At 72.3% G+C, this 19,609-nt stretch carries 14 protein-coding genes, 1 tRNA gene and 1 pseudogene; 12 read left to right on the forward strand and 4 right to left on the reverse strand.

Annotated features, from left to right (window positions below):
- Nucleotides 1–3 precede the first annotated feature (3 nt).
- Entirely contained in the window at nt 4–381 is a 378-nt protein-coding gene (locus ACSNOC_RS12500) for a VOC family protein (protein WP_436747439.1), read from the reverse strand.
- Between the two features lie 22 nt (nt 382–403).
- Here ACSNOC_RS12500 and ACSNOC_RS12505 point away from each other — a divergent pair, with 22 nt between their 5' ends.
- The 4 genes from ACSNOC_RS12505 (at nt 404) to pyk (ending at nt 6,577) form a co-directional block, all read left to right on the forward strand.
- Nucleotides 404–727, forward strand: coding sequence for a chorismate mutase (locus ACSNOC_RS12505; protein ID WP_436747440.1), 324 nt, complete (start codon nt 404–406; stop codon nt 725–727).
- 36 nt (nt 728–763) lie between these two features.
- A complete protein-coding gene (gene pepN / locus ACSNOC_RS12510; protein ID WP_436747441.1) occupies nt 764–3,304 on the forward strand; it encodes an aminopeptidase N in 2,541 nt (846 codons plus the stop codon).
- Between the two features lie 279 nt (nt 3,305–3,583).
- Nucleotides 3,584–5,008: a lysine N(6)-hydroxylase/L-ornithine N(5)-oxygenase family protein gene (locus ACSNOC_RS12515; RefSeq protein WP_436747442.1), complete on the forward strand. Its 1,425-nt coding sequence runs from the start codon at nt 3,584–3,586 to the stop codon at nt 5,006–5,008.
- Nucleotides 5,009–5,143: 135 nt separating this feature from the next.
- Entirely contained in the window at nt 5,144–6,577 is a 1,434-nt protein-coding gene (gene pyk, locus ACSNOC_RS12520) for a pyruvate kinase (protein WP_436747443.1), read from the forward strand.
- 127 nt (nt 6,578–6,704) lie between these two features.
- On the opposite strand, the gene ACSNOC_RS12525 is transcribed toward pyk, so the two are convergent.
- Nucleotides 6,705–6,787, reverse strand: a tRNA-Leu gene (locus ACSNOC_RS12525).
- Between the two features lie 94 nt (nt 6,788–6,881).
- On the opposite strand from ACSNOC_RS12525, the gene ACSNOC_RS12530 reads away from it, so the two are divergent.
- The 6 genes from ACSNOC_RS12530 (at nt 6,882) to ACSNOC_RS12555 (ending at nt 13,108) form a co-directional block, all read left to right on the forward strand.
- Nucleotides 6,882–7,559: an ANTAR domain-containing response regulator gene (locus ACSNOC_RS12530; RefSeq protein WP_436747444.1), complete on the forward strand. Its 678-nt coding sequence runs from the start codon at nt 6,882–6,884 to the stop codon at nt 7,557–7,559.
- Between the two features lie 330 nt (nt 7,560–7,889).
- Entirely contained in the window at nt 7,890–9,020 is a 1,131-nt protein-coding gene (locus ACSNOC_RS12535; RefSeq protein ID WP_436747445.1) for a branched-chain amino acid ABC transporter substrate-binding protein, read from the forward strand.
- Between the two features lie 98 nt (nt 9,021–9,118).
- Nucleotides 9,119–10,042 carry a branched-chain amino acid ABC transporter permease gene (locus tag ACSNOC_RS12540; protein WP_436747446.1) on the forward strand — a complete coding sequence of 308 codons (924 nt, stop codon included), beginning with the start codon at nt 9,119–9,121 and terminating at the stop codon, nt 10,040–10,042.
- Nucleotides 10,039–11,433: a branched-chain amino acid ABC transporter permease gene (locus ACSNOC_RS12545; protein WP_436747447.1), complete on the forward strand. Its 1,395-nt coding sequence runs from the start codon at nt 10,039–10,041 to the stop codon at nt 11,431–11,433. The genes ACSNOC_RS12540 and ACSNOC_RS12545 overlap by 4 nt, the downstream gene beginning before the upstream one ends.
- The gene (locus tag ACSNOC_RS12550) at nt 11,430–12,338 is read left to right on the forward strand and encodes an ABC transporter ATP-binding protein (RefSeq protein ID WP_436747448.1); all 909 of its coding nucleotides are present in this window, start codon (nt 11,430–11,432) and stop codon (nt 12,336–12,338) included. The genes ACSNOC_RS12545 and ACSNOC_RS12550 overlap by 4 nt, the downstream gene beginning before the upstream one ends.
- Nucleotides 12,335–13,108: an ABC transporter ATP-binding protein gene (locus ACSNOC_RS12555; protein ID WP_436747449.1), complete on the forward strand. Its 774-nt coding sequence runs from the start codon at nt 12,335–12,337 to the stop codon at nt 13,106–13,108. The genes ACSNOC_RS12550 and ACSNOC_RS12555 overlap by 4 nt, the downstream gene beginning before the upstream one ends.
- Nucleotides 13,109–13,147: 39 nt before the next feature.
- Here ACSNOC_RS12555 and ACSNOC_RS12560 read toward each other — a convergent pair whose 3' ends face one another.
- Together ACSNOC_RS12560 and ACSNOC_RS12565 are read right to left on the reverse strand one after the other, a co-directional pair.
- A complete protein-coding gene (locus ACSNOC_RS12560) occupies nt 13,148–13,654 on the reverse strand; it encodes a PaaI family thioesterase (RefSeq protein WP_436747450.1) in 507 nt (168 codons plus the stop codon).
- Between the two features lie 23 nt (nt 13,655–13,677).
- A complete protein-coding gene (locus ACSNOC_RS12565) occupies nt 13,678–15,966 on the reverse strand; it encodes an FdhF/YdeP family oxidoreductase (RefSeq protein ID WP_436747451.1) in 2,289 nt (762 codons plus the stop codon).
- Between the two features lie 92 nt (nt 15,967–16,058).
- Between ACSNOC_RS12565 and polA the strand changes: the two genes are divergently transcribed.
- On the forward strand, nt 16,059–18,764 hold the full coding sequence (gene polA, locus ACSNOC_RS12570; protein WP_436747452.1) for a DNA polymerase I: 2,706 nt from the start codon (nt 16,059–16,061) through the stop codon (nt 18,762–18,764).
- 247 nt (nt 18,765–19,011) lie between these two features.
- Nucleotides 19,012–19,609 (forward strand): annotated as a pseudogene (locus tag ACSNOC_RS12575) (hypothetical protein); the annotation flags it as partial.

Below are 19,609 nucleotides of genomic sequence, written 5' to 3' on the forward strand. Positions count from 1 at the left end.
CGCTCACATCTGGCCGTAGCACAGACAGAACGGGTGCCCCGCCGGGTCCGCGAAGACCAGGTGGCCGCGGTGGGCGCCGCCGCTGTCGTGGAGGAACGTCGCGCCCAGCGCCGTCACCTGCTCCCGGGCCCGCTCCACGTCCGCGCGGCGCGGCACGTCGAAGTCGAGGTGGAACTGCTGCGGGTGCTCCGGGTCCGGCCAGCGCGGCGGTCGGTGGTCGGGGGCGAGCTGGAAGGCCAGCCGGAAGCCCTCGGGGGAGGTGAGGGTGACCCACTCCGGGTCGCTCTCGTCCAGCTCCCACCCCAGGATCTCCCGGTAGAAACGACCGAGTCCGGCCGGATCCGGACAGTCCACAACGGTGCACTGAAGCGTGGCGATCATTCCCGCAGCATAGGGTGACCTCATGACCCGCATCGACGACCTCGACGACGACGTGCGCGCGGAGCTGACGCGACTGCGCGAAAGCATCGACAACATCGACGCCGCCGTCGTCCACATGCTCGCCGAACGCTTCAAGTGCACCCAGCGCGTCGGCCGTCTGAAGGCCGAGCACGACCTCCCCGCCGCCGACCCGGCCCGCGAGGCCCGGCAGATCGCGCGGCTGCGGCAGCTCGCGGAGAGCGCGAACCTCGACCCCGGCTTCGCGGAGAAGCTGCTCAACTTCATCATCGCCGAGGTGATCCGCCACCACGAGACCCTCGCCGGCCGCACGAGCGGCGAAAGCTGACGACAACGGCGGCGGCACTGGGGCACCATGGCCCCCATGCCCCCTCTGACACGCCACGAAGCGGAAGCACGCGCCCGTCTCCTCGCCGTCCAGAGCTACGCGATCGACCTGGACTTCACCCGCGGCGCCGACACGTTCGCCTCGACCACCGTCATCCGCTTCACCGCGCGCGAGGGCGGCGACACGTTCGCCGAGCTGCGGCCCGTCACGCTGCACGGCGCCACCCTCGACGGCCGTGACCTCGACCCGGCGGACCTGGCCGGCGACCGGCTGCCGCTGACCGGGCTGGCCCCCGGCGAGCACGAGCTGCGCGTCCGCGCCGACATGGCGTACTCCCGCACCGGCGAGGGCATGCACCGCTTCACCGACCCGGCCGACGGGCTCACCTATCTGTACTCCATGTGCTGCCTGTCCGAGGCCCCGCGGGTCTTCGCCGCCTTCGACCAGCCCGACCTCAAGGCCGCCTTCGACGTCACCGTCACCGCGCCGCCGGACTGGACCGTGCTCGCCAACGGCGTCGCGACCCCCGTCCCCGGCGAGCCCGGCCGCTGGCGCTGCGCGACGACCCCGCCGATCAGCACCTACCTGATGGCCGTCGCCGCCGGTCCCTACCACTCGGTGACCACCGAGCACGCGGGCCTCCCGTTCGGCATCCACGTGCGGCGCTCGCTGGCCGAGTACCTCGACAAGGACGCCGAGGAGATCTTCGACATCACCCGCCGCTGCTTCGACCGGTACCACGAGATCTTCGACGAGCCCTACCCGTTCGACTCCTACGACCAGGCGTTCGTCCCGGAGTTCAACGCGGGCGCCATGGAGAACCCCGGACTGGTCACCTTCCGCGACGACTTCGTCTACCGCTCCGCCGTCACCGACACCGAGCGCGAGACGCGCGGCGTCGTCATCGCGCACGAGATGGCCCACATGTGGTTCGGGGACCTGGTCACCCTCCGCTGGTGGGACGACATCTGGCTCAACGAGTCGTTCGCCGAGTACATGGGGTACCAGGTCCTCACCGAGGCCACCGGCCACCGCCCGTGGACCGAGTTCGCCCTCAGCCGCAAGGCGTGGGGCTACGAGGCCGACCAGCGCCCCTCCACCCACCCCGTCGCGCCCGCCGCCGACGCCGTGCCCGACACCGCGTCCGCCTGGCTCAACTTCGACGGCATCTCCTACGCCAAGGGCGCCTCCGCGCTCCGCCAGCTCGTCACCTGGCTCGGCGAGGCCGACTTCCTGGCCGGGATCAACGACCACTTCGCCCGCCACCGCTTCGGCAACGCCACCCTCGCGGACTTCATCGACTCCATGGCCCGCGCCTCCGGGCGTCCGGTCCCCGCGTGGGCCGACGCCTGGCTGCGCACCAGCGGCCCCGACACCCTCACCCCGGAGGTGACCGGGGACGGCGACGGCTGGCGGGTGCGCCTGACCCACGCCGGGGGCCGCCCGCACCGGCTGCTGCTCGGGGCCTACGAGACGACGGCCGACGGCCTGGCCACCCTCCGCGAGCGGCACGACATCGAACTGCCCGCCGGAGCCGGGAGCGGGACCGGGACCGGGACCCCGGCCGGGACCGTCGCCGTCTCCGAGCACACCTTCCCCGGCCCCCGCCCCGCGCTCCTCGTGGTCAACGACGGCGACCTCACCTACGCCAAGGTCCGCCTCGACCCCGCCTCCTGGGAGGCCGCCCAGCGCACCCTGTCCACGCTCCCGGACGCGCTCACCCGCACGGTGGTGTGGAACGCGGCCCGCGACATGGTCCGCGACGGCGAACTCGACCCCGCGGCCTACCTGGAGACCGCCGCCCGCCACCTCCCGGCCGAGCCGTCCACCGCCATCGTGCAGGGCGTCCTGGGCTTCGCGCTCGGCCGGATCGCGGACCTCTTCCTCGCCCCCGATCGCCGCCCCGCCGCCCTGGCCACCCTCGCCGGGCTGGCGCACCGCCTCCTCGGTCCCGACGTCACCGACCCGGCCCGCCGCCTGATCGCCGCCCGCGCCGCCGTCGGCGCCGCCACCTCGCCCGAGGAACTGCGCGCCTGGTGGGACGCCGGAACGGTCCCCGGCGGCCCGGCCCTCGACCCCGAGCTGCGCTGGCACGTCCTGCACCGCCTCGCCGTCCTCGGCGCCACCACCGCCGAGGAGATCCGGGCCGAGGCCGACCGCGACCCGACCGCAACGGGCGAGGAGAGCGCCGCCCGCTGCCGCGCCGCCCTCCCCGATCCCGGGGCGAAGGAGGCGGCCTGGGAGGCCATGTTCGACCCGGCCGACCGCCTGTCCAACTACCTGTTCATCGCCACCGCCGAGGGCTTCTGGCACCCCGAGCAGCGCGGACTCCTGGCGCCCTACGTCGCGCGGTACTTCCCGGCCGCCACCGCCCTGGCCGCCCGCCGGGGGCACTCCCTGGCCGTGGCCGCCGGCCGCTGGGCGTTCCCGAGGGGCTTCACCGAGCCGGAGACGCTGCGGCTCGGCGAGGAGTGCCTGGCCGCGGAGGGCCCGGCCGGCCCGACCCCCGCCCTGCGCCGCGCGCTGGCCGACCAACTGGACGATCTGCGCCGGGCGTTGCGCGTGCTCGGGCACTGACGGACCGTCATCGTGGGGGGCCTCGTCGAGCAGGACGACGGCAGCACGGGGACGAGCTGCCGGACGCCCGGGAGTCCCGGGAAGCGGCGTCCGCACCGCCGGGCGGCGGAGCGCGGCAGCCGCGGGCAAAGGCGTTCACGCTACCCGACGTGACCGGTCGCGGGCCGTCCGTGTACCCCCTTCGGGGGAACCGTGATCGACGGCCCCGCCCCGCCGGGGGGCGCCGCATAGCGTGTGGCCGACGTCCGCACGCGGATCCCAGACGAAGGGCAGTCGCCGATGACCGAGGACCCCGACCCCCGCCGCCCCCTGGACCTGGCCGGCATCGGCATCGGGCCGGCCAACCTCTCCCTCGCCGCCCTCGCCCACGCCCAACCCGACCTGCGCACCGCCTGGTTCGAGCAGAACGCCGCCTTCCACTGGCACCCCGGGCTCCTCATCGAGGGCACCAGCCTCCAAGTCCCCTTCCTGGCCGACCTGGTGACCCTGGTCGACCCCACCAGCCCCTGGTCCTTCCTCAACTACCTGCGCCACCAGCAGCGCCTCTTCCCCTTCTACTTCGCGGAGCGCACGCACAGCCCGCGCGCCGAGTTCGACGCCTACTGCCGCTGGGTCAGCCGCCGCCTGCCCGGGATGTGCTTCGGCCACCACGTCGACGCCGTCCGCTGGAACGCCGAACACGCCGTCTTCGACCTCGACTTCACCCGCCTCGGCCCGGCCGGGGAGGCGGAGGCCGTCGGCCGCGTCCACGCCCGGAACCTGGTGCTGGGCATCGGCACCGCCCCCTACGTCCCCGAGGCCCTGCGCCCCCTCACCGAGGCGCCCGCCGCCGCGACCGCCCCCGTCGTCCACTCCGCCCACTACCTCGACCACCGCGAACGCCTGCTGGCGGCGGGCCACATCACCGTCGTCGGCTCCGGGCAGTCGGGCGCCGAGATCTTCCTCGACCTGCTGCGCCGCAGGCCCGCCGGGCAGGAGCGGCTGCACTGGCTCACCCGCAGCCCGGCGTTCGCGCCCATGGAGTACAGCAAGCTCGGCCTGGAGCACTTCACCCCCGACTACACGCGGTACTTCCACGCCCTGCCCGAGCCCGTCCGGGACCGGCTCGTCACCGCGCAGTGGCAGTTGCACAAGGCCATCGACCACGAGACGATCGCCGCCATCCACGACGAGCTGTACCGGCGCGGCGCGGACGGCGGCTGGCCGGACGCGGTCCTCACCCCCGGGGTCACCGTCCGCACGGCCGGCCGGGTCGGCACCACCCGGCTGGAGTTGCACCTCGACCACGCCGACCAGGGCGAGCGCGGGCGCCTGCTCACCGACGCCCTGGTCCTGGCCACCGGGTACCGGGAGCGGCCCCTCGACCCGCTGCTCGCCGGGATCGCCCCCGCGATCCGCCGCGACGCCGCCGGCCGGCCCCGGGTGGACGCGCACTACCGGCTCGACCTCGACCCCGACGTCGGCGGCACGGTCTTCGTCCAGAACGCCGAGCGCCACACCCACGGCGTCGGCGCCCCCGACCTCGGCCTGGTCGCGCACCGCGGCGCCACCATCCTCAACGCGCTGACCGGCGAAGAGCGTTACGCGCTGCCGGAGCGCGGCGCGTTCACCACCTTCGGGCTGCGGCGGCCCGCGGCGGCCCGACCGGCCGTTCCGGAGCAACGTTTCCCCGTGCCGGGAGCGGGGCACCTATCTCCCCGATAAGGGAACCCACCAAAAAAGCTCAGAAGAGCGGCGCCGCGCTCATTCTTGAGTTGTGGGCGTCTCTTTAAAAGATGGCCGCCGAGTGGTTGCTTTCCGATATCTCTCTACTGGCTGGTAACTCATAGAGTTGTCGGTATGCGCCGAGCGAAAATCGTTTGCACACTTGGCCCCGCCACCGACTCATACGAGCGTATCGCCGCGCTGGTCGAGGCGGGTATGGACGTGGCGCGGCTCAACCTGAGCCACGGCAGCCACGCCGAGCACGAGCTGCGGTACCAGCGTGTGCGCCGCGCCGCCCTGGAAAAGCGGCGGAGCATCGGAATTCTCGCCGACCTGCAGGGGCCGAAGATCCGGCTCGGCACGTTCCTCGAAGGGCCGGTCCTGCTCGAAAACGGGGACGAATTCGTCATCACCGCCGACGACATCGCCGGCGACCAGAACCGCTGCGGCACCACCTACGCGGGCCTGCCCGGCGACGTCTCCCCGGGCGAGCGCATTCTCGTGGACGACGGCCGCGTGGCCCTCGAAGTCACCGCCGTCGAGGGCTCCGACGTCCGCACCCGCGTGGTCGAGGGGGGCCTGGTCTCCGACCACAAGGGGCTCAACCTGCCCGGCGTCGCCGTCTCCGTTCCGGCCCTGTCCGGCAAGGACGTCGAGGACCTGCGCTGGGCCCTGCGCACCGGGGTCGACGTGATCGCGCTGTCGTTCGTGCGCAGCGGCGACGACATCAAGGACGTCCACCGCGTCATGGCCGAGGAGGGCCGGTTCCTGCCGGTCATCGCCAAGGTCGAGAAGCCCCAGGCCGTGGCGGACCTCCAGAGCATCGTGGACGCCTTCGACGGCATCATGGTCGCCCGCGGCGACCTCGGCGTCGAAGTCCCGCTGGAGGACGTGCCGATGGTGCAGAAGCGCGCCGTCCAGCTCGCCAAGCGCAACGCGAAGCCGGTCATCGTCGCCACCCAGATGCTCGACTCGATGATCGACTCCTCGCGGCCCACCCGCGCCGAGGCGTCCGACGTCGCCAACGCCGTCCTGGACGGCACCGACGCCGTGATGCTCTCCGGCGAGACCAGCGTCGGCCGGTACCCGATCGAGACCGTCCGCACCATGAGCCGCATCGTCGTCGCGGCCGAGGAGGAGATCCTCGCGCGCGGCCTGTCGCCGCTCACCGAGGCGGGCAAGCCCCGCACCCAGGGCGGCGCCGTCGCCCGTGCCGCCGCCGAGATCGGGGACTTCCTCGGCGCCCGGCTGCTCGTCGCCTTCACGCAGAGCGGCGACACCGCCCGCCGCCTGTCGCGGTACCGCTCACCGATCCCGGTGGTCGCCTTCACGCCGGACCCGGCCACGCACGCCCAGCTCACGCTGACCTGGGGCGTGGAGAGCCACCTGGCGCCGACCGTGCAGACCACCGACGAGATGGTGGCGCAGATGGACGAGCAACTGCTGCGCCTCGGCCGCTGTCTCCGGGGCGACCTCGTGGTGATGACGGCCGGTTCCCCGCCGTCCACGCCCGGCACCACGAACCTGGTCCGGGTCCACCATGTCGGGGAGGACGACGCACCCCGCTGAGCCGGTGTGGGCATCCTCACATGCCGCGCACACGGATCGCGCACGCATCGTGCATGGATCGCGTGCGGGCCGGATGCCGCCGCGGCGCGCGAATCGCCGGAAAAGGCGACAAGGGGTGACGACGAGGTGCCGGGTGCGGGATTCGAACCCGCAAGCCCTCACGGGCAGAGGTGTTTGAGACCTCCGTGTATGCCGTTCCACCAACCCGGCTCCAGTGGCGCCCGGTCAGTCTAGCGGCTTCCCCGACGGCGCTGACTAGTACTCTCATGAGTGCCCCTACCTGGCAGAGAACGACAGGAGCATCGTGAGCACCCCCGACGTCCCTGACGAGCCCACCGCCCCGGCGACACCCCCCGGAGCGGCGGACAGCGCTCATGTCCCGCCCGACGTCACCCGCGTCGTCATTGCCGAGGACGAGGCCCTCATCCGCCTCGACCTCAAGGAGATGCTGGAGGAGGAGGGGTACACCGTCGTCGGGGAGGCCGGCGACGGGCAGCGGGCCGTCGAGCTGGCCCGCGAGCTCACGCCCGACCTGGTGATCCTCGACGTGAAGATGCCCGTCATGGACGGCATCTCCGCCGCCGAGAAGATCGCGGGCGAGTCCATCGCGCCCGTCCTGATGCTGACCGCCTTCTCCCAGCGCGACCTGGTCGAACGGGCCAGGGACGCCGGGGCGATGGCGTATCTGGTGAAGCCCTTCAGCAAGAGCGACGTGGTGCCCGCCATCGAGATCGCCGTCTCCCGCTTCAACGAGCTGAAGACCCTCACCAAGGAGGTCGCGGATCTCGCGCAGCGGCTGGAGACCCGCAAGCTCGTGGACCGCGCCAAGAGCATCCTGCAGACCCAGTACGGCCTGACCGAGCCCGCCGCGTTCCGCTGGATCCAGAAGACGTCGATGGACCGCCGCCTGTCCATGCACCAGGTCGCGGAGGCCGTCATCCAGGACGCGGAGGAGAAGCGCCAGAAGCAGCAGCAGAAGTAACGGCACCGCGCGACGTGCGGGCGTCGCGCGAGCGGACGGAGCGCGCCCGGGACTTGTGCCCGGGCGCGCTTTGCTTGTGCGGAGTACCCCGGTCCGGGATGCGCTGGTCTTGTCCGGATCGTCCGCTCACCGGTCACGCGTGTTCTGTTACCGGCGTGTGCCAGAGGTCACGAGGCGATCACATCTGTCGCGACAGTGTGTCCGTGCAGCTCGTGGGGCAATAGATTCCGCTGCACGCCGCGCCGGTGTGCCACAGCCACATGGGCACTGTGCGGTGACGACACGTCTGGCTCGCTCCAGGGGGTTTTCGAAGTGCTCAACAAATCCATCGTGAGGCTCGCGATACCCGTCGCGGCCGGGGCGCTGTTGCTCACCGGTTGCAGTAGTGACGACGGTGGTTCGACCATCAAGATCGCCTATCAGGGACCGCTCTCCGGCCAGAATGTCGGCCTGGGCGAGAATATGGAGCGCGGCGTCCAGCTCGCGATCAACGAGGCCAATGCCTCCGGCGACTACGACTTCGAGCTGGAGTACTTCGCCGCCGACGACCAGGGCTCCGAGACCGAGGCCACGACCGCCGCGCAGAGCGCCATCGACGACCCCGACGTGGTCGCCGTCGTCGGCCCCGCCTTCTCGGGCCCGACCGAGGTCTCCGCCCCGCTCTACGGCCAGGCCGGACTGGCCGCGGTGACGCCCTCCGCGACCAACCCGACCCTGACCGAGCAGGACTTCGGCACCTTCCTGCGCGCCGTGCCCAACGACAACGCGCAGGGCAGCGCGATGGCCGAATTCCTCGCCGGCCAGGACGGCGTGGACAGCGTCATGGTGATCGACGACGTGACCCCGTACGGCGAGGGCCTGGCCGAGGTCGCGGTGGCGGGCCTGACCGAGGCCGGCATCGACGTCGAGCACGACAGCGTCCCCGCGGAGACCGTCGACTACAGCAACGCCGCCCGCACCGTGGTGGAGTCCGGTGTGGACGCCCTGGTCTACGCGGGTTACTACGAGGCGCTCGGGCCGTTCGCCACCCGCCTCCAGGAGGCCGGTTTCGACGGCATCGGCATCTCCGGCGACGGCTCCAAGGACGAGGAGCTGATCAACCTCGCGGGCGACGCCGCCGAGGGCTGGTACCTCACCTGCCCGTGCACCGACGCGGCCGAGGAGGAGGGCCTCGCGGACTTCGCCGAGCGCTACGAGGAGGAGTTCGGCCTGGCGCCGGGCACGTACTCCGCGGAGGCGTACGACATCACCAACATGATCATCGCGCAGATCGCGGAGCTGGGCGGCGCCCCGTCCCGCGAGGAGCTGTACAACGCGCTGGCCGGGGTCGAGTACCAGGGCCTCACCAAGACGTTCACGTTCGACGAGAACGGTGAGTTCGCCAACGACGCGGTCTTCTTCTACCGGGTCGAGGAGGGCGTGATCTCCTACCTGGGCGGCACCGACGAGGTGACCGGCTGACGGACGCCCGGACCCGGCGGCGGCGGGCGCGACCCCGCTCCGCCCCGCCGGGCCGGGACCCGCCGGCCCGCCCTCGCCCCCACAAGGAAGTCAGTCCTATGTCCCTTTCCGACAGCTGGGACGTTCTCGTCCTGGGAGTGGTGCTCGGCTCGCTCTACGCCGTCATCGCCATCGGTTACACGCTCGTCTACGGCGTGCTCCAGCTCCTGAACTTCGCGCACAGCGAGGTCTTCATGTCCGGCGGGTTCGGCGGCCTCATAGCCCTGACCCTCGTGGAACCGGCCGCCGACCCCACCGGCCCGCAGTCCGTCGTCTACGTGCTGACCGGCATCGGCGCGGGGGCCGTGCTCGGCGGCGCGGTCGCGTTCGGCCTGGAGAAGGCCGCCTATCTGCCGCTCCGCAGACGCAACGCCCCGCGCCTGGTCTTCCTCATCACGGCGATCGGCGCCTCGTTCTTCCTCTACAACCTCGCGGGCAAGCTGTTCGGGCGGTACCCGATCAAGATGCCCTCGATGTACGAGAACAAGAAGCTCTTCGAGGTCTTCGGCGCCCCGGTCAGCGTCACCCAGTTCATCATCGTGCTGACCGGCGTGCTGATGCTGGTCACCGTCGACCTCGTGGTGAACCGCACCAAGCTGGGCTCGGGCATCAGGGCAGTGGCGCAGGACCCGGAGGTCGCGTCGCTGATGGGCGTGGACATCGACAAGGTGGTGTCCCGGACGTTCGTGCTCGGCGGCCTGATGGGCGGCGTGGCGGGCTTCCTCTTCGGCACCAACCTCCAGGTCGACTACACGATGGGCTTCCTGCCCGGCATCACCGCCTTCGCGGCGGCGGTGCTCGGCGGCATCGGCAATGTGCGCGGCGCCATGCTGGGCGGCCTGACACTGGGCGTGGTCGAGTCGTTCACCGTCGAGCTGTGGGGCGACGCCTGGCGCTACGTCGGCGCGTTCGCCGCGCTGGTGCTCGTGCTCATGTTCCGCCCGACCGGTCTGCTGGGCGAGCGCGTGGGGAGGACGGCATGAGCGGCGGCACGACGACGACGGCGGCGGCGGGCAAGGCGCCGCTGTCCGCGGCGGCCAGGCTCCGCCGGGGCGCGTGGTACCAGCGGCCCAGGTGGCGCCGGCTGGGCGCGCTGCTCGCGCTCGCCGTGGTGATGGCACAGGTCACCGGCGAACAGGGCGTGCGCAACGACCTCTTCCACGCCCTGGAGCAGAACTTCACGGGCGGCGGCGTCGCGCTCTGGGTCGGCGCGGCCCTGCTGGTCTGGCTGATCCGCGAGTTCCGGGGCGACGCGGTCGCCCGCGCCGGCGCCCGCCTCCGGGAGAGCACCGCCCGGCCCGCCGGGACGGTCCGGGAGGTCTCCGCCCGGCTCCTCGGGCAGCGCCTGTACCGCTGGGGCGCGCTCGCCGCGCTGCTGGTGGTGCTGATCGTGCTGCCGCTGACGGTGACCACGTTCTGGCAGCAGGTGCTGGTCGACCAGATCGGCGTCTACGTCCTGCTCGCCATCGGGCTGAACGTCGTCATCGGCTGGGCGGGCATGCTGGACCTGGGCTTCATCGCGTTCTTCGCGATCGGCGCCTACAGCTCCGCGTACTGGACCGGCGGCCTGCCCGTCGAGCCGCCCGTCGAGCTGAACAACTTCCTGGTGATCCCGCTGGCCGTGCTCACCTGTCTCGTCGCGGGCGTCCTGCTGGGCGCGCCCACGCTGCGGCTGCGCGGCGACTACCTCGCCATCGTGACGCTCGGCTTCCACGAGATCGTCTACCTGGTGGCGAAGAACTCCCCGGAGCTGACCGGCGGCACGCGCGGCGCCAACGGCCTCGACCGCTTCTCCATCGACCTCGGGTTCTGGCACTACGAGTGGGCGCTGGACCCGGTGCCGTACTACTGGCTCCAGCTGGGCTTCGTCTGCGTGATCCTCGTCCTCTTCCTGCGGCTGGAGCACTCGCGGATCGGCCGCGCCTGGACCGCGATCCGCGAGGACGAGGTCGCCGCGGCGGCGACGGGCGTGGACACCGTGCGGTTCAAGCTGCTGGCGTTCGCCATCGGCGCGTCCACCTCCGGTATCGCCGGGGTGATCTACGCGAGCAAGCAGGCGTTCGTCAACCCCGAGCAGTTCGTGGTGCTGTTCTCCGTGCTGGCCCTGGCCTACGTCGTCTTCGGCGGCATGGGCTCGATCCCGGGCGTGCTCGTCGGCACCGCGATCCTGGTGTGGCTGCCGCAGTTCCTGCGGGACCGCGTCGATCCGCAGGACCGGTACATGTACCTGGGCGCGCTGCTGGTCGTCATGATGATCTACCGTCCGCAGGGCCTGTGGCCCTCGCGGCGGCGGCAGCACGAACTGAAGATGGCCGAGGAAGGCGTCGGCGGCGCCGACGCGCTCGGCGCGCGGCCGGGAGGTGTGCGGGGATGACGGCGGAGCTGACCACGGCGGCGGCGGAGCCGGCGGCGACGGCCGACGACGTGCTCGACGCGTCCGGCGTCACGCTGCGCTTCGGCGGCCTGACCAGCCTGGACGACGTGGCGCTGCGCATGCGCCGCGGCGAGATCCTGGCGGTCATCGGCCCCAACGGCGCGGGCAAGACGTCCCTGTTCAACTCGCTGACCGGCGCGTACGTGCCGCAGGAGGGCACCATCACCTTCCGCCCCCGCGCGGGCGGCGCCCACGAGCTGCGCGGGCGGAAGCCGCACAAGGTGAGCCGCCTCGGAGTGGCCAGGACGTTCCAGAACATCCGGCTGTTCGGCGCGCTGACCGTGCTGGAGAACGTGAAGATCGCCGCCGAGACGCGGCAGAAGACCGACGCCATCTCCATCATGCTGGGCCTGCCGAACGCCCGCCGCGACGAGCGGGCCGGCGACCGCAAGGCGCACGAGGTGCTGACCTTCGTCGGCCTCGAAGGGCGGCTCAACGAGCTGGCCTCGTCGCTGAGTTACGGCGAGCAGCGGCGTCTGGAGATCGCCCGGGCGCTGGCGACCGATCCCGAAGTGCTGCTGCTGGACGAGCCGGCGGCGGGTACCAACCCGACGGAGAAGCGGGACCTGGAGGCCCTGATCCGGGAGATCAACACCCGGCTGGGCGTGAGCGTGCTGCTGATCGAGCACGACATGAAGCTGGTGATGTCGGTCGCGGACCGGGTGGTGGTGCTGAACTTCGGCAAGAAGATCGCCGAGGGCACCCCGGCGGAGGTCCAGCAGGACCCGGCGGTGATCGAGGCGTACCTCGGCGCGTCCGCGGACGAGGACCGGGCCGCCGTCGCGGAGATGGTGGCCGAGCAGGCGGAGCCCGCGGGCACCGGGGACGAGGAGGAGCGGCCGTGAGCGGCGTGGGACTGGAGAAGGAGCCGGCGCCGGAGGGCGTGGCCGCGGCACCCGCGCTGCTCGAACTGCGCGACCTGCGCGTCTGCTACGGCGCCATCGAGGCGCTGAAGGGCATCAGCCTGACCGTCGGCGAGGGCGAGGTCGTCGCCCTCCTCGGCGCCAACGGCGCCGGCAAGTCGACCACGCTCAAGGCCGCTTCGGGCATGCTCGCGCCGCGCTCGGGCCATGTGCTGCTGCGCGGCGAGCGGGTGGACGGCATCAAGTCGCACGAGCTGGTCCGCTTCGGCATCGGGCACGTCCCCGAGGGACGGCGCGTCTTCCCGCGGATGTCCGTCCTGGAGAACCTGCGGATGGGCGCCTACCGGCTGCGGCGCCCCGATCCGGACGACCTGGAGCGGGTGTTCACGCTCTTCCCGGTGCTGGCGAAGCGGCGCAAACAGATCAGCGGCACCCTCTCGGGCGGCGAGCAGCAGATGCTCGCGATCGGGCGGGCGTTGATGGGGAAGCCGGAGCTGCTGCTGCTGGACGAGCCCTCCATGGGGCTCGCCCCGCTGATCGTGCAGCAGATCTTCGAGATCCTGAAGGAGATCAACGCCCAGGGCACCACCCTGCTCCTGGTCGAGCAGAACGCCGCGCAGGCCCTCCAACTGGCCGACCGCGGCTACGTGCTGGAGACCGGCGCCGTCGTCATGTCCGACGAGGCGTCCGCCCTGCTGTCCGACCCGCGGGTGCGGGCCGCCTATCTGGGCGAGGTCGCCGAGGCCGAGTAGCCCGCCCGGCGCGTCAGCCGGGCGCTTCAGTGGGGCGCTTCAGCCGGGCAACGGCGCGGAATCCGCCGCCTGGTCGGGGGCCTGCCCCTGCTGGGCGGCGGGCCGCAGCGCGCAGGTCAGCCGCGCCGTGCAGACCCGCTTGTCGCGCTCGTCGGTGATCACGATCTCGTACGTGGCGGCCGTCCGCCCGGTGTAGGCCGGGGTCGCGACGCCGGTGACGGTGCCGCTGCGCACCGCCCGGTGGTGGGTGCAGTTGAGGTCGACGCCGACGGCCATCTTGTTCGGCCCGGCGTGCAGCATGGCGCCCACCGACGCCAGCGTCTCCGCCAGCACGGCCGACGCGCCGCCGTGCAGCAGCCCGTACGGCTGGGTGTTGCCCTCGACCGGCATGGTCCCGACCACCCGGTCCGGAGAGGCTTCCACGATCCGCACGCCCATGCGTTCGCCCAGCGTCCCCGCGGAGAACAGCGCGGGCAGGTCGATGCCGAGCCCTGCCCACTGGTCGATGATGTCCGCCGGAAAACGCGTGGCCGTTGACTCTCCCATGGGCAGCGTTCTATCAGGTTTGATCACTCGCCGGTGCTGGTGCCGGGAGTGAGGCGGATCACCAGGGACTTGCCCGCCGGGGTGTTGCTGACATCGGCCGTCGCGTCCAGCGGCACCAGCACGTTGGTCTCCGGGTAGTACGCGGCGGCGCAGCCGCGCGCCGTCGGGTAGTGCACCACCCGGAAGCCCGGCGCGGTGCGTTCGCTGCCGTCGGTCCACTCGCTGGTGATGTCCGCGTACGCGCCGTCGGCCAGCCCCAGGGCGCGGGCGTCGTCGGGGTGGACGAGGACGACGCGGCGCCCGCCGGTGATGCCCCGGTAGCGGTCGTCCAGGCCGTAGATGGTGGTGTTGTACTGGTCGTGCGAGCGCAGCGTCTGGAGCAGCAGCCGCCCCTCCGGCACCACCGGGTGGCTGACGGGATCCGCGCTGAAGTTGGCCTTGCCGGTCGCGGTCGGGAAGCGCCGCGCGTCGCGCGGGGCGTGCGGCAGCGTGAAGCCGCCGGGGAGCCCGACCCGCACCTCGAATCCCTCGAAGCCGGGGATCACCCGGGCGATGCTCGCCCGGATCGTCCGGTAGTCCCGCTCGAACCCGGCCCACGGCACGACGTCGTCGTCGCCCAGCACGCGGCGCGCGAGGCGGCAGACGATGGCGGGCTCGGACAGGAGCTGGTCGCTCGCGGGCCGCAGCCGTCCCCGCGAGGCGTGCACCACGCCCATCGAGTCCTCGACCGTCACGAACTGCTCGCCCGCCGCCCGCACATCGCGCTCGGTGCGGCCCAGCGTCGGCAGGATCAGCGCCCGGGTGCCGGTGACGCAGTGCGAGCGGTTGAGCTTGGTCGAGACGTGCACGGTCAGCCGCGCCCGGCGCATGGCGGCCTCGGTGACGGCGGTGTCGGGGCTCGCCGCCACGAAGTTGCCGCCCATGGCGAAGAAGACCTTCACCGCGCCGTCGCGCAGGGCGCGGATCGAGTTGACGACGTCGAGCCCGTGCCGGCGCGGCGGCTCGAAGCCGAACTCCCGCTCCAGCGCGCTGAGCAGAGCGGGCGTGGGCCGCTCCACGATGCCCATCGTGCGGTCGCCCTGCACGTTGCTGTGGCCGCGCACCGGGCAGACGCCCGCGCCGGGGCGGCCGATGTTGCCGCGCAGCAGAAGGAAGTTGACCACTTCCTTGATGGTGGGCACCGAGTGCTTGTGCTGGGTCAGCCCCATCGCCCAGCATACGATGACCGAACGGGCCTGGAGCACCATGGCCAGCGCCCGTTCGACGCTCTCCCGGTCCAGGCCGGTGGCGCGCAGCGTCTCCGCCCAGTCGGCGGAGCGCGCCGCCGCGGCGAACTCCTCGAAGCCGTGGGTGTGTTCGCGCACGAAGTCGGTGTCGACGGCGTCCGGGCGCTCCAGGATCAGCTTGTTCAGCAGCCGGAACAGCGCCTGGTCCCCGCCGAGCCGGATCTGGAGGAAGAGATCGGTCAGCGGCGTGCCGGGCCCGGCCAGGCCGCGGGCGGTCTGCGGGTTCCGGAACCGCTCCATGCCCGCCTCGGGCAGCGGGTTCACCGTGATGATCCGCGCCCCGGCCGCCTTCGCCTTCTCCAGGGCGGACAGCATGCGGGGGTGGTTGGTGCCGGGGTTCTGCCCGGCGACGATGATCAGGTCCGCGCGGTACAGGTCTTTCAGGTGCACGCTGCCCTTGCCGACGCCGAGCGTCTCGGTCAGCGCGGACCCGGACGACTCGTGGCACATGTTGGAGCAGTCCGGCAGGTTGTTCGTGCCGAAGCGGCGGGCGAAGAGCTGGTAGAGGAACGCCGCCTCGTTGCTCGTGCGGCCCGAGGTGTAGAAGACGGCCTCGTCGGGGGAGTCCAGCGCCCGCAGCTCCTGGGCGATCAGGCCGAACGCCTCGTCCCACCCGATCGGCTCGTACCGGTCGGCGCCCTCCGGCAGATACATGGGGTGGGTCAGGCGGCCCTGCTGGCCCAGCCAGTAACCGGACCGCCCGGCCAGCTCCGCCACCGGGTGCTCCGCGAAGAACGCCGGGGTCACCCGCCGCAGCGTCGCCTCCTCGGCGACGGCCTTGGCGCCGTTCTCGCAGAACTCGGCCACGTGCGGGGTGTCCGGCTCCGGCCAGGCACAGCCGGGGCAGTCGAAGCCGTCCGGCTGGTTCACCCGCAGCAGCGCCCGGGTGCCGCGGGCGACGCCCATCTGCCGCCGCGCGTGCCGGACGCTGTGGGCGATGGCCGGCAGGCCGGCCGCCGCGTGCCGGGGGGCGCTCACCTCGGGAGCGTCCTGGGCCGGGTCGTCGGCGGGCGGCTTTCGGACCATGGGGCGGTCACTCCCTGGGGTCGGCGGCGGGGCGGGGACGATCGTCCCACGGCCGGCCGGGAGTGTCAGTGGTCCGTGGGAGGATCGGGACCGTGGCTGAGAACGCATCGCAGACGACCACCGCTCCCCGCCTGCTCCTCCTGGACGGGCACTCGCTGGCGTACCGCGCCTTCTTCGCGCTGCCCGCCGAGAACTTCACGACGACGGTGGGCCAGCCGACGAACGCGATCTACGGGTTCACCTCCATGCTGGCGAACACCCTGCGGGACGAGGCCCCGACGCATCTGGCCGTCGCGTTCGACGTCTCCCGCACCACGTGGCGGTCCGAGCGCTTCGCGGAGTACAAGGCGACGCGGTCCGCCACCCCCGACGAGTTCAAGGGGCAGGTGGAGCTGATCGGGGAGCTGCTGGACGCGATGCGCGTGCCCCGGTTCGCCGTGACGGGGTACGAGGCGGACGACGTGATCGCCACGCTGGCCACGCTCGCGGCCGACGAGGGCTTCCAGGTGTCGATCGTGACGGGCGACCGGGACGCGTTCCAGCTGGTGAGCGACCGGGTGACCGTGCTCTACCCGACGAAGGGCGTCTCGGAGCTGACGCGCTTCACCCCGGAGAAGGTGCTGGAGAAGTACGGCCTGCCGCCCGCGCTCTACCCGGACTTCGCGGCACTGCGCGGCGACCCCTCGGACAACCTGCCGGGCATCCCCGGCGTCGGCGAGAAGACGGCGGCCAAGTGGATCAACCAGTTCGGCTCGCTGGACAGCCTGGTCGAGCGCGCCGACGAGGTGAAGGGCAAGGCGGGGGAGGGCCTGCGGGCGCATCTGGAGTCCGTGCGGCTGAACCGGGTGCTGACCGAGCTGGCCCGGGACGTGGAGCTGGGCTGCGGCCCGGCCGACCTGGTCCGCGAGCCCTATGACGTGTCGGCCCTGACCGGCCTGCTGGACGCCCTCGAATTCCGCAACCCCAACCTGCGGGAGCGCCTGTTCGCCGTCGACCCGGGCGCGGCGGGCGAGGAGGCGGCGGCCGTCGCGGGCGGCGTCGAGGTGGACGGCGAGGTGCTGGCCGCGGGCGGCCTGGCGCCGTGGCTGGCGGCACACGGCGGGCAGCCGCTGGGCGTGGCCACCGTGGACTCGTGGAAGCTGGGCGCGGGCAGCGTGCACGCGGTGGCGCTGGCCACCGCCGGGGGCCCGGCCGCCTGGTTCGACCCGGCCACCCTGGACGAGACGGACGAGCGGGCCTTCGCGGACTGGTCGGCGGACGCCGCCCGGCCCAAGATCCTGCACAACGCGAAGGCGGTGCTGCGCGTCTTCGCCGAGCACGGTTGGCAGGTCGCGGGCATCGCCATGGACACCGCGCTCGCCGCGTATCTGGTGCAGCCCGGCCGCCGCTCCTTCGCGCTGGACGCGCTGAGCGTGGAGTTCCTCGGCCGCGAGCTGGACCGGCCCGCCGACGACAGCGGGCAGCTGGCGTTCGGCGCGGACGACACGGCCGAGGCCCAGTCGCTGATGCGGCAGGCGCGGACCGTGGTGGACCTCGGGGAGCTGTTCCGGGTCCGGCTGGCGGACGTCGGGGCGAGCGCGCTGCTGGACGACCTGGAGCTGCCGACCTCCGCGCTGCTGGCGCGGATGGAGCGGGCGGGCATCGCCGCCGACCGGGCCTGGCTGGAGCGGCTGGAGCAGCAGTTCGCCGCCGCCGTGCAGCAGGCCGTGTCCGAGGCGCACGCCTCGGTCGGCCACGAGTTCAACCTCGGCTCGCCCAAGCAGCTTCAGGAGGTCCTCTTCGGGGAGCTGGGCCTGCCGAAGACGAAGAAGACCAAGACGGGATACACGACCGACGCCGACGCGCTGGCCTGGCTGGCGGCGCAGACCGAGCACGAGCTGCCGGTGATCATGCTGCGCCACCGCGAGCAGGCCAGGCTGCGCACCACGGTCGAGGGCCTGATCAAGACGATCGCCTCGGACGGCCGCATCCACACCACCTTCCAGCAGACCGTGGCGGCCACCGGCCGCCTGTCGTCCACCGATCCCAACCTGCAGAACATCCCGGTCCGCACCGACGAGGGCCGGGCGATCCGGCGGGGCTTCGTCGTGGGCGAGGGCTTCGAGTCGCTGCTGACCGCCGACTACAGCCAGATCGAGCTGCGCGTGATGGCCCATCTCTCCGAGGACGCGGGCCTGATCGAGGCGTTCACCTCCGGGGAGGACCTGCACGACACGGTGGCCTCGCAGGTCTTCGGCGTCGGCAGGGACCAGGTCGACCCGGAGATGCGGCGCAAGATCAAGGCCATGAGCTACGGACTGGCGTACGGCCTGTCGGCGTTCGGCCTCTCCCAGCAGCTCTCCATCGGCGCCGACGAGGCCCGCAAGCTGATGGACACGTATTTCGAGCGGTTCGGCGGCGTCCGCGACTATCTGCACCGGGTGGTCGAGGAGGCCAGGGCCACCGGGTACACCCAGACGCTGCTGGGCCGCCGCCGCTATCTGCCGGACCTCACCAGCTCCAACCGGCAGCGCCGGGAGATGGCCGAGCGGATGGCGCTCAACGCCCCGATCCAGGGCACCGCCGCCGACATCGTGAAGATCGCCATGCTCCGCGTGGACGACGCGCTGCGCCGCGAGAAGCTCGCCACCCGGATGCTGCTCCAGGTCCACGACGAGATCGTGCTCGAAGTGGCGCCCGGGGAGCGGGAGCAGGTGGAGGACTTGGTGAGGCACGAGATGGCGCACGCGGTGACGCTGCGCGCCCCCCTCGATGTGTCGGTGGGCTCGGGCGTGACCTGGGAGTCCGCGGCCCATTGACGGAAGCAGCCGTCAGGTAAAGGACATACAGAGGTTTGGCGGAATTCCCGGATAGTGAAGCCCTTTCTGCTCAACCGTCACACCAGCGTCACGTTTCCGTCCTGGCTCGTTACGGGCACGTGTCGTACTGTCGTTCCGATAAGTGAAACCAGCACCAGCAGACGGCAGTTGGAGGGGAACGCGCGTGGGGTTGCGTAACGGCAGGATCCGCAAGGGACTCTCGGGTTCGGCGCTCGCGGCCGCGGCCATGGCCGCGCTCACCGCGTCGCAGGCTCCCGACATGCTGGCCGGCGAGAGCGCCGACCCGCGGGAGGGGCGCGAGCACGCCACCCCCGACGAGTCCATAGCCGACGACGCCGTCGAGGACCGGCCCGAGCTCCCGTACCACACCGACCTGCCTCCGCTCGACGCGGCGAAGCCGGACAAGGAAGACGCCGAGCCGGACGGCGAGCCCATCGCCATGGGCCCGGCCGAGGCCGGCATCCCGGCCACGGTGCTCGACGCCTACCGGCGGGCCGAGGCGACGGTGGACGAGACGACGCCGGGCTGCGAGCTGGACTGGCGGGTGCTGGCGGGCATCGGCAAGGTCGAGTCCGGCCACGCCCGCGGCGGCGCGGTGGACGCCGACGGCACCACCCTCAGCCCGATCCTGGGCCCGGTCCTCAACGGCGACGGCTTCGCCTCCATCAGCGACACGGACGGGGGCCGCTGGGACAGCGACACGCTGTTCGACCGGGCGGTGGGCCCGATGCAGTTCATCCCGTCCACCTGGGCCCGCTGGGGCGCGGACGGCAACGGCGACGGCGTGGCCGACCCGAACAACGTGTACGACGCCACCCTCGCCG

It is taken from the genome of Streptomyces sp. URMC 129 (genome assembly GCF_051386415.1).
In the GTDB taxonomy this organism is placed as follows: domain Bacteria; phylum Actinomycetota; class Actinomycetes; order Streptomycetales; family Streptomycetaceae; genus Streptomyces.

What these genes read in the sequence shown, in the direction of transcription:
- ACSNOC_RS12500 (WP_436747439.1), bottom strand. Translation starts at nt 381, where the DNA reads ATGATCGCCACGCTTCAGTGCACCGTTGTGGACTGTCCGGATCCGGCC.
- ACSNOC_RS12505 (WP_436747440.1), top strand. Translation starts at nt 404, where the DNA reads ATGACCCGCATCGACGACCTCGACGACGACGTGCGCGCGGAGCTGACG.
- pepN (WP_436747441.1), top strand. Translation starts at nt 764, where the DNA reads ATGCCCCCTCTGACACGCCACGAAGCGGAAGCACGCGCCCGTCTCCTC.
- ACSNOC_RS12515 (WP_436747442.1), top strand. Translation starts at nt 3,584, where the DNA reads ATGACCGAGGACCCCGACCCCCGCCGCCCCCTGGACCTGGCCGGCATC.
- pyk (WP_436747443.1), top strand. Translation starts at nt 5,144, where the DNA reads ATGCGCCGAGCGAAAATCGTTTGCACACTTGGCCCCGCCACCGACTCA.
- ACSNOC_RS12540 (WP_436747446.1), top strand. Translation starts at nt 9,119, where the DNA reads ATGTCCCTTTCCGACAGCTGGGACGTTCTCGTCCTGGGAGTGGTGCTC.
- ACSNOC_RS12545 (WP_436747447.1), top strand. Translation starts at nt 10,039, where the DNA reads ATGAGCGGCGGCACGACGACGACGGCGGCGGCGGGCAAGGCGCCGCTG.
- ACSNOC_RS12550 (WP_436747448.1), top strand. Translation starts at nt 11,430, where the DNA reads ATGACGGCGGAGCTGACCACGGCGGCGGCGGAGCCGGCGGCGACGGCC.
- ACSNOC_RS12560 (WP_436747450.1), bottom strand. Translation starts at nt 13,654, where the DNA reads ATGGGAGAGTCAACGGCCACGCGTTTTCCGGCGGACATCATCGACCAG.
- ACSNOC_RS12565 (WP_436747451.1), bottom strand. Translation starts at nt 15,966, where the DNA reads ATGGTCCGAAAGCCGCCCGCCGACGACCCGGCCCAGGACGCTCCCGAG.